Origin of the sequence: Streptomyces sp. NPDC014734 (assembly GCF_043083325.1) — a bacterium.
Taxonomy (GTDB): Bacteria; Actinomycetota; Actinomycetes; order Streptomycetales; family Streptomycetaceae; genus Streptomyces.
The window spans coordinates 53,701-59,949 of record NZ_JBIBYN010000039.1 but is presented as its reverse complement, the minus strand read 5'-3'; the positions used below and the strand labels follow the sequence as shown (position 1 = coordinate 59,949).

At 74.2% G+C, this 6,249-nt stretch carries 6 protein-coding genes; 3 read left to right on the top strand and 3 right to left on the bottom strand.

Annotation, left to right across the window (positions count from 1 at the left end; all coding sequences use genetic code 11):
• Positions 1-155 precede the first annotated feature (155 nt).
• Both ACF1CT_RS36265 and ACF1CT_RS36260 read right to left on the bottom strand, forming a co-directional pair.
• The gene (locus tag ACF1CT_RS36265; RefSeq protein WP_391788288.1) at positions 156-386 is read right to left on the bottom strand and encodes a hypothetical protein; all 231 of its coding nucleotides are present in this window, start codon (positions 384-386) and stop codon (positions 156-158) included.
• A gap of 16 nt (positions 387-402) precedes the next feature.
• Positions 403-1,692 carry an anion permease gene (locus tag ACF1CT_RS36260; RefSeq protein WP_391788287.1) on the bottom strand — a complete coding sequence of 430 codons (1,290 nt, stop codon included), beginning with the start codon at positions 1,690-1,692 and terminating at the stop codon, positions 403-405.
• A gap of 181 nt (positions 1,693-1,873) precedes the next feature.
• Between ACF1CT_RS36260 and ACF1CT_RS36255 the strand changes: the two genes are divergently transcribed.
• The 3 genes from ACF1CT_RS36255 to ACF1CT_RS36245 all read left to right on the top strand — a co-directional run bounded on the left by ACF1CT_RS36255 (position 1,874) and on the right by ACF1CT_RS36245 (position 5,243).
• Complete coding sequence (locus ACF1CT_RS36255; protein ID WP_391788286.1) at positions 1,874-2,533, top strand: class II aldolase/adducin family protein; 660 nt, start codon at positions 1,874-1,876, stop codon at positions 2,531-2,533.
• Positions 2,534-2,627: 94 nt separating this feature from the next.
• Complete coding sequence (locus tag ACF1CT_RS36250; protein WP_391788285.1) at positions 2,628-3,755, top strand: alpha/beta hydrolase; 1,128 nt, start codon at positions 2,628-2,630, stop codon at positions 3,753-3,755.
• 186 nt (positions 3,756-3,941) lie between these two features.
• Positions 3,942-5,243 (top strand): hypothetical protein, encoded by a 1,302-nt coding sequence (locus ACF1CT_RS36245; RefSeq protein ID WP_391788295.1) that lies wholly within the window; start codon positions 3,942-3,944, stop codon positions 5,241-5,243.
• A 113-nt stretch (positions 5,244-5,356) separates the two neighbouring features.
• Here the strand turns inward: ACF1CT_RS36245 and ACF1CT_RS36240 are convergent, their stop codons facing one another.
• Positions 5,357-6,247, bottom strand: a complete 891-nt coding sequence (locus ACF1CT_RS36240) for a neutral zinc metallopeptidase (protein WP_391788284.1) — start codon at positions 6,245-6,247, stop codon at positions 5,357-5,359.
• Positions 6,248-6,249 lie beyond the last annotated feature (2 nt).

Sequence of the window (6,249 nt, the reverse complement as noted above, 5' to 3'; positions counted from 1 at the left end):
TATCGGCCCCACCCCCCCCCCCCGACCCCCCCCTAAAACTGGCCGTGGCCCGCCGCCGGCGGGGGGGCCCCCCCCCCCCGGGGGGCGGGGGCCCCGGGGGGGGGGCCCCCCGGGGGGGGGGGGCCCGCCCCGACGGGAGTGCGGCGGGGGAGGGGTCAGGCGACGATCAGGAAGATCCCGTAGGCGACCGCCGCCGCGCACAGCGCGAAGCAGACGTAGGCGCCCGCGCGGGCAGGCAGCCGCGACCCGCCGGAGCCGCCCCGGGCCGCCGGGCCCGGCTGTTTGGCGAGACCGACGATGCCCAGGGTGAAGAGGCCCACCAGCGCGACGGTGACGACGAGGGACACACCGAAGACGGAGGCGAGGGCCGCCCAGTCGATTTTCATGCTGATTCCTTGGTCGTCAGACGGTGGCCGGGCGTGCCGGGTCCTGGACGGCGGCGACGGTGGCCGGGGCCGGAATGGTGGTCATGAGGTCCTGCGCCGTGGCGTGGGCCGCGACGGTCGGCGGCGGGCTGACGGCGGCGATGGCCGTGGTGACGACTCCGGCGGGCTCGACACGGTCCCCGGCCGGTGCGACATCGCCCGGTGCCACATCGTCGTGGCCGACCGGCTTGCGGCGCGACAGCAGCCAGATCGAGCCGGAACCCGCGACCAGCAGCGCCGCGACCACGACGACGCCCCAGGTGCCCTGCTTCGTCAGGAACTCCGCGCCCGCGCCGACCAGACCCGCGGCCGGCAGGGTCAGGCCCCAGGCGACGAACATCCGGGTCGCGGTGGACCAGCGGACCACGCCGCCCCGGCGGCCGAGACCCGCGCCCATCACCGCGCCGGAGCAGGACTGGGTGGTGGAGAGGGAGAACCCGAGGTGGGAGGAGGCCAGGATGACCGTGGCCGCGCTGGTCTGGGCGGCGAAGCCCTGCGGCGGCCTGAGGTCGGTGAGGCCGCTGCCCATCGTGCGGATGATCCGCCAGCCGCCCAGGTAGGTGCCGAGCGCGATGGCCATGCCCGCGGACACGATCACCCAGACCGGCGGGTTGGCGCCCGGGTGCAGCACCCCGCCGGTCACCAGGGCCAGCGTGATGATGCCCATGGTCTTCTGCGCGTCGTTGGTGCCGTGGGCGAGGGAGACCAGCCCGGCCGAGGCGATCTGACCGGCGCGGTACCCCTTGGCGGTGGCCTTCTCCTGGGCCTCGTCACGGATCTTCCCGCCGATCCGGTACGTCAGCCTGGTGGCCAGCAGCGCCGCAGCGCCGGCGACGATCGGGGCGGCGAGTGCCGGGATCAGCACCTTGGTGACGACGGTGCCGCCGTTGACCGACGACCAGCCGGCCGACATCACCGCCGCGCCGATCAGGCCGCCGAACAGGGCGTGCGAGGAACTGGACGGCAGTCCGACCAGCCAGGTCAGCAGATTCCACAGGATGGCGCCGACGAGTGCCGCGAAGATGACCTCCGTCCGCAACCCGTCCTCGTTGACGATCCCTCCGGAGATCGTTCTGGCGACCTCCACGGACAGGAACGCGCCGACGAGATTGAGGACGGCGGACATGGCCACCGCGGTCTTCGGTTTCAGAGCGCCGGTCGAGATGGTGGTCGCCATCGCGTTGGCGGTGTCGTGGAAACCGTTCGTGAAATCGAACACTAGAGCTGTCACGATCACAATCGCGAGGAGCAGCGTGATGTGTTCCATTTACCCAGGCAATCGTTCGACGTCATTGGCACGTGGACCGTAGGCAACCTGGGTGAACGGGAGATGAACTGGGAAGGGCATTGCGGTGTCCGTGACGGGCGTCGCCGAATTCTGCGTCACCCGCGGTGGCCTTCCCGCCAGCCGCGTGTACGTACACCGCGCGCGCTGACAGGATCACCGCATGACCGATCAGCAGCTGGACCCGATCGAACGGGCCTGGGCGGGCGTCGTCGCCACCGCCCGCAGGACGGCGGCCGAGGGCCTCGTCGTCGGCACATCGGGAAACGTGTCCGCGAGGGTCGGCGACACGATCCTGGTCACCCCGAGCGGGGTGCCGTACGAACGGCTCGGCCCGAAGGACCTGGTCGGCGTCGATCCGGAGGGAAACCGTGTTCTCGGCGACCTCGTCCCCACCAGCGAACTCCCGCTCCACCTCGCGGTCTACCGGAACAGTGACGCCGCAGCCGTCGTGCACACCCACGCGGTGCACGCCACGGCCGTCTCGACCCTGGTCCGCGAGGTCCCGCCGATCCACTACGCCGCCGCCCTGCTCGGGGGCCCCGTCCGGGTGGCGGCCTACGCGCGCTACGGAACCGACGAACTCGCCGAGAACATGCTCGCCGCCCTGCGCGACCGCACCGGCTGCCTGCTCGGGAACCACGGCACCGTCACGTACGGCACCACACTGGACGAGGCGTACGACCGGACCGCGCAACTGGAATGGCTCTGCAGGCTCTGGCTCGCCGCGAGCTCGGTCCCCGGCCTCTCCCCGAACCTGCTCTCCCCGGCCCAGCTGCACGACGTGAGCGAGGCCCTGAAGGGGTACGGGCAGCAGCGGTGACCCGTCCGGCAGCCCCGGACACGTCCGCCCCCCCCGCCACCGGGACAGCGGCTGTCCGGTGGCGGGGCACGACCCGCCCGACGACACTGAAGCGGTGCGCCCGGCAACAGTCACGGCAGCAGCCGTCACCACGATCCTCGGCCTCGGCGCGGCAGCCGTCGCGGCCGGCCGGTACGCCGGTGACGCCGCCCTCGGGACGCCGCCCGGGCGGCCGTTCCCCACCGACCGCGGACTCACCGTGCACGCCACGGCGCCCGGACGCGTCACCCTGACACGCTCCTTCACATCCTTGCGGCCGGGCACGTACGGACTCGTGTCCGACGACACGCACGCCGTCGTCGGCCCGGTGCTCGAAGGCGCCCACCACGCCCCCGACACCGTCGTCCGCAGACTGGAACGCGTCGACCGGGGCAGCCCGGAGCCCGGCGCCAGGGTCCGGATCACCCCCCAGCTGCACGAGGGGGACCCGTCCTCGGCACTCGGCCTCGACCACCAGGAGGTCGAGATCCCCGGCGAACTCGGCGCCCTGCCCGCCTGGTTCCTGCCCGGCGCCCGCGACACCTGGGTCATCACCGTGCACGGCCTCGGCACCACCAGGGAACACCCCATGAACGTCATGGAGTTCCTGCACGACCTGCGCCTGCCCGTCCTCGACCTCGCCTACCGCGGCGACGCCGGGACGCCGCGCTCCCCGGACGGCCTCTCGCACCTCGGCGCGTCCGAATGGCGCGACCTGGACGCGGCGATCCGCTTCGCCGTGCGGTACGGGGCCGAGAAGGTCGTCGTGCACGGCTGGTCCACCGGCGCCTCGATGGCCCTGCACGCGGCCGTCGACTCCGCGCTCCGCGACCGGATCTGCGGCCTCGTCCTCGACTCCCCGGTGCTGGACCGGGCCGCCACGCTGCGCGCCCTCGCCGTCGCCCGCGGCGTCCCGCCGGCCCTGCTGCCGCTCGCCGTCCGCGCCGTCCAGGGACAGACCGGATTGCAGGACGCGCGCCTCCTGGACGGCTCGCTCGCGCCGGCGCTGCGCGCCCCGACCCTGATCTTCCACGGCCCGGACGACACCCTGGCCCCCTGGCAGCCCTCCCGCGAGCTCGCCGCCCGCCGCCCGGAACTGGTCTCCCTGCACACCGTCCCACAGGCTCCGCATGCGGCAATGTGGAACGCCGACCCGGCGCACTACGAGGAGACCCTGCGCCGCTTCCTCACGCCCCTGATGTGATCCGATGGCAGGGATCGGCCGATTGGTGCCGGACCGGCGTCCACCTGCCCCGGCACCGCGAATTGGGGTTCCGTTTGGGCTTTCGGGCTGTCAGGGGCAAGACTGCTCTCCGTGACGTCCCGTACCCCGCGCGACTCCAGGCTTCGACTTGTCCGCCCGCGACCCCTCGCCACCGCTCGCAAGGCAGTGACCACCCGGCGCACCAGGCCGGCCCCCCGCCCCCCGGAGGGCACCCCTCCCCGGGCGGAACTGGCTCGCCAGGCCAGGGCAGCCCTCGCCGACGCCGTACGGATCGCCCGCTGGGCGGCCGACGGCGCGATCCCGGGCGCGCCCCCGCCCGCCGCCCAGGCGCTCGAACGGGCGGCCACGGCCCTGGAACTGTCCCCGGCCCAGGTGCGCTCGGGCTGGGACCGGGCCCGTCTCGCCGGTCTCGTCGAACTGCACGGCGACACCGCGCGCCCCGGCTGGCGGCTGCGCGCCTGGGACCGCGACGACTCCGCCGTGCTCCGCGGCTGGGTGGCGCTCTTCGACGCCTGGTCACTCGTCCACCCGGCCCCCGACGGCGTCGAGCCCGCCGCGGTCGCCGAGTCCGTCGAGGCCGTCCCCCAGGTGCTCTCCCTCCTCCAGCTCTCGGCCGGCCCGGTCGCCGTGCCCGCCCTCCTGGACCTCCTGGAACAGCGCGTCGCGGAACTCCGCGAGGAGCGCTGCGAGGTGCCGTACGGGCCGCGGTCCGAACCGGCCGAGCCCGCTCCCGCGCACCCGGCCGAGCTGATCGCCCTGCTCCTGGACTGGGCGCTGGAGGGGCTGGCCGCCGTCGGCGCGCTCACCCTCGACACCGGGCACGCCACCCTCACCCCGCTCGGCAACTGGGCGGTCTGGGTCAAGCTGGAGCAGATCTGCGTCGCCGCCCAGAGCCCGGCGGGGAACATCGAGCAGTCCGCAGCCGACATGCTGCTCGGCTGCGCCCGGCTCACCCCGGGCCCGGCCCGCGACGAATACCGCGCCTGGCTCGCCGCCCGCACCGTGGGCAGCGCCGTCGCCGAAATCCTCGCCGTCGCCCGCGGCGAGGACGCACTGCTGCGCGGGCTCGCCTTCGAGGCGCTCCGCGTCGTCGGCGCGCCCGCCGAACCCGAGGTGCGCGCCGTCCTCGACGACACCTCGCTCCGCCCCTACGCGCTGCTGTGGCTCGCCGAGTACGACGGGACCGACCCCGAGGACGCCCAGGACGTCCTCAGCCGGGAGGAGGCCACCTGGCTCTGGGTCGACACCGCGGCGGCCGTCGCCGACCACGGCGAGACCGGCCTGCTGGTCCGCCACCTCGACTCCGCCGTCCAGGGCACGGTGCCGGCGCTCCTCGACGAGGTGAGGGCCGTCGGCCATCCGCGCACCGTGCAGGTACTGGTCGCCCTGGCCGCCGCCCACCCGGACCCCGCCCTGGCCAAAGCGGTGCGCCGGGCCGCGTTCCAGGTGCACACCGGCGGCGTCTGAGAGGCTGCCGGGTGGCCTTCGGCCGGAGGGCGGACGGGGCACGGTGCGTGCGGTTCCGGGGCGCCGGGAGGGCCCGGTGGCGGAGCTGACCGGTCGTGCCGCCGCCCGGTCGCTCAGCGGAAGGTGTCGCAGGCGCTCATGGCGCCGCCGCGGTAGCCCGTGGTGAACCACTGCTGCCGCTGCGCGGCCGAGCCGTGCGTCCAGGCCTCCGGTGCCACCCGTCCCTGGAACCTCTCCTGGATGCGGTCGTCGCCGACCGCCGCCGCCGCGTCGAGACCGTCCCGGATGTCGGCCTGCGTCAGCGACGTGATCAGCGGCCGGCCGGTCGACTCGTCGGGTGTGGTCGTCGCGTGGTGCGCCCAGACCCCGGCGTAGCAGTCCGCCTGCAGCTCCACCCGGACCGCGTTGCTGTTCGCGCCGGTACGCCCGTCCTGGGTCCGGCCCAGCGTTCCCATCAGGTCCTGCACATGGTGCCCGTACTCGTGGGCGATGACGTACGCCTGGGCGAACGGGCCGCCGGAGGCGCCGAACTTCGTCCGCAGCTCGCCGAAGAACCCCAGGTCCAGGTAGACCTTCCGGTCGCCGGGGCAGTAGAACGGACCGACCGCCGAGGTCGCGGAGCCGCACGCGGTGCCGACCCGGTCGGTGAACAGGACCGTCGGCGCGTTCGTGTACGTCCTGCCGCGCCTGCGGAACTCACCGCTCCAGAAGTCCTGCACGCTGTTGACCACCGCGACCGTCCGGCAGTCGTCCCGCGTGTTTGCGTCCCGCCCGGTCCGGCAGGACTCCTGCACCTGCGCCGCCGAGGAGGCGGTCGCCGTCGTGCCCGAATCACCGGACGACAGCCCCAGCTCGTCGGGGCCGATGCCGAAGAACAGCCCCAGCAGCAGTGCGACGACGCCCACGATGCCGCCGCCCACGGTGGCCCTGCCGCCCGGAACGCGGCTGCCGCGGACGTCCTGGACCTCGGACGTGTCCAGACCGGCGTCGTCGTCGAACTGCATGG

Excerpts from the sequence above, each read along its gene's own strand:
- ACF1CT_RS36265 (WP_391788288.1), bottom strand. The coding sequence starts at position 386 with ATGAAAATCGACTGGGCGGCCCTCGCCTCCGTCTTCGGTGTGTCCCTC.
- ACF1CT_RS36240 (WP_391788284.1), bottom strand. The coding sequence starts at position 6,247 with ATGCAGTTCGACGACGACGCCGGTCTGGACACGTCCGAGGTCCAGGAC.
- ACF1CT_RS36255 (WP_391788286.1), top strand. The coding sequence starts at position 1,874 with ATGACCGATCAGCAGCTGGACCCGATCGAACGGGCCTGGGCGGGCGTC.
- ACF1CT_RS36260 (WP_391788287.1), bottom strand. The coding sequence starts at position 1,692 with ATGGAACACATCACGCTGCTCCTCGCGATTGTGATCGTGACAGCTCTA.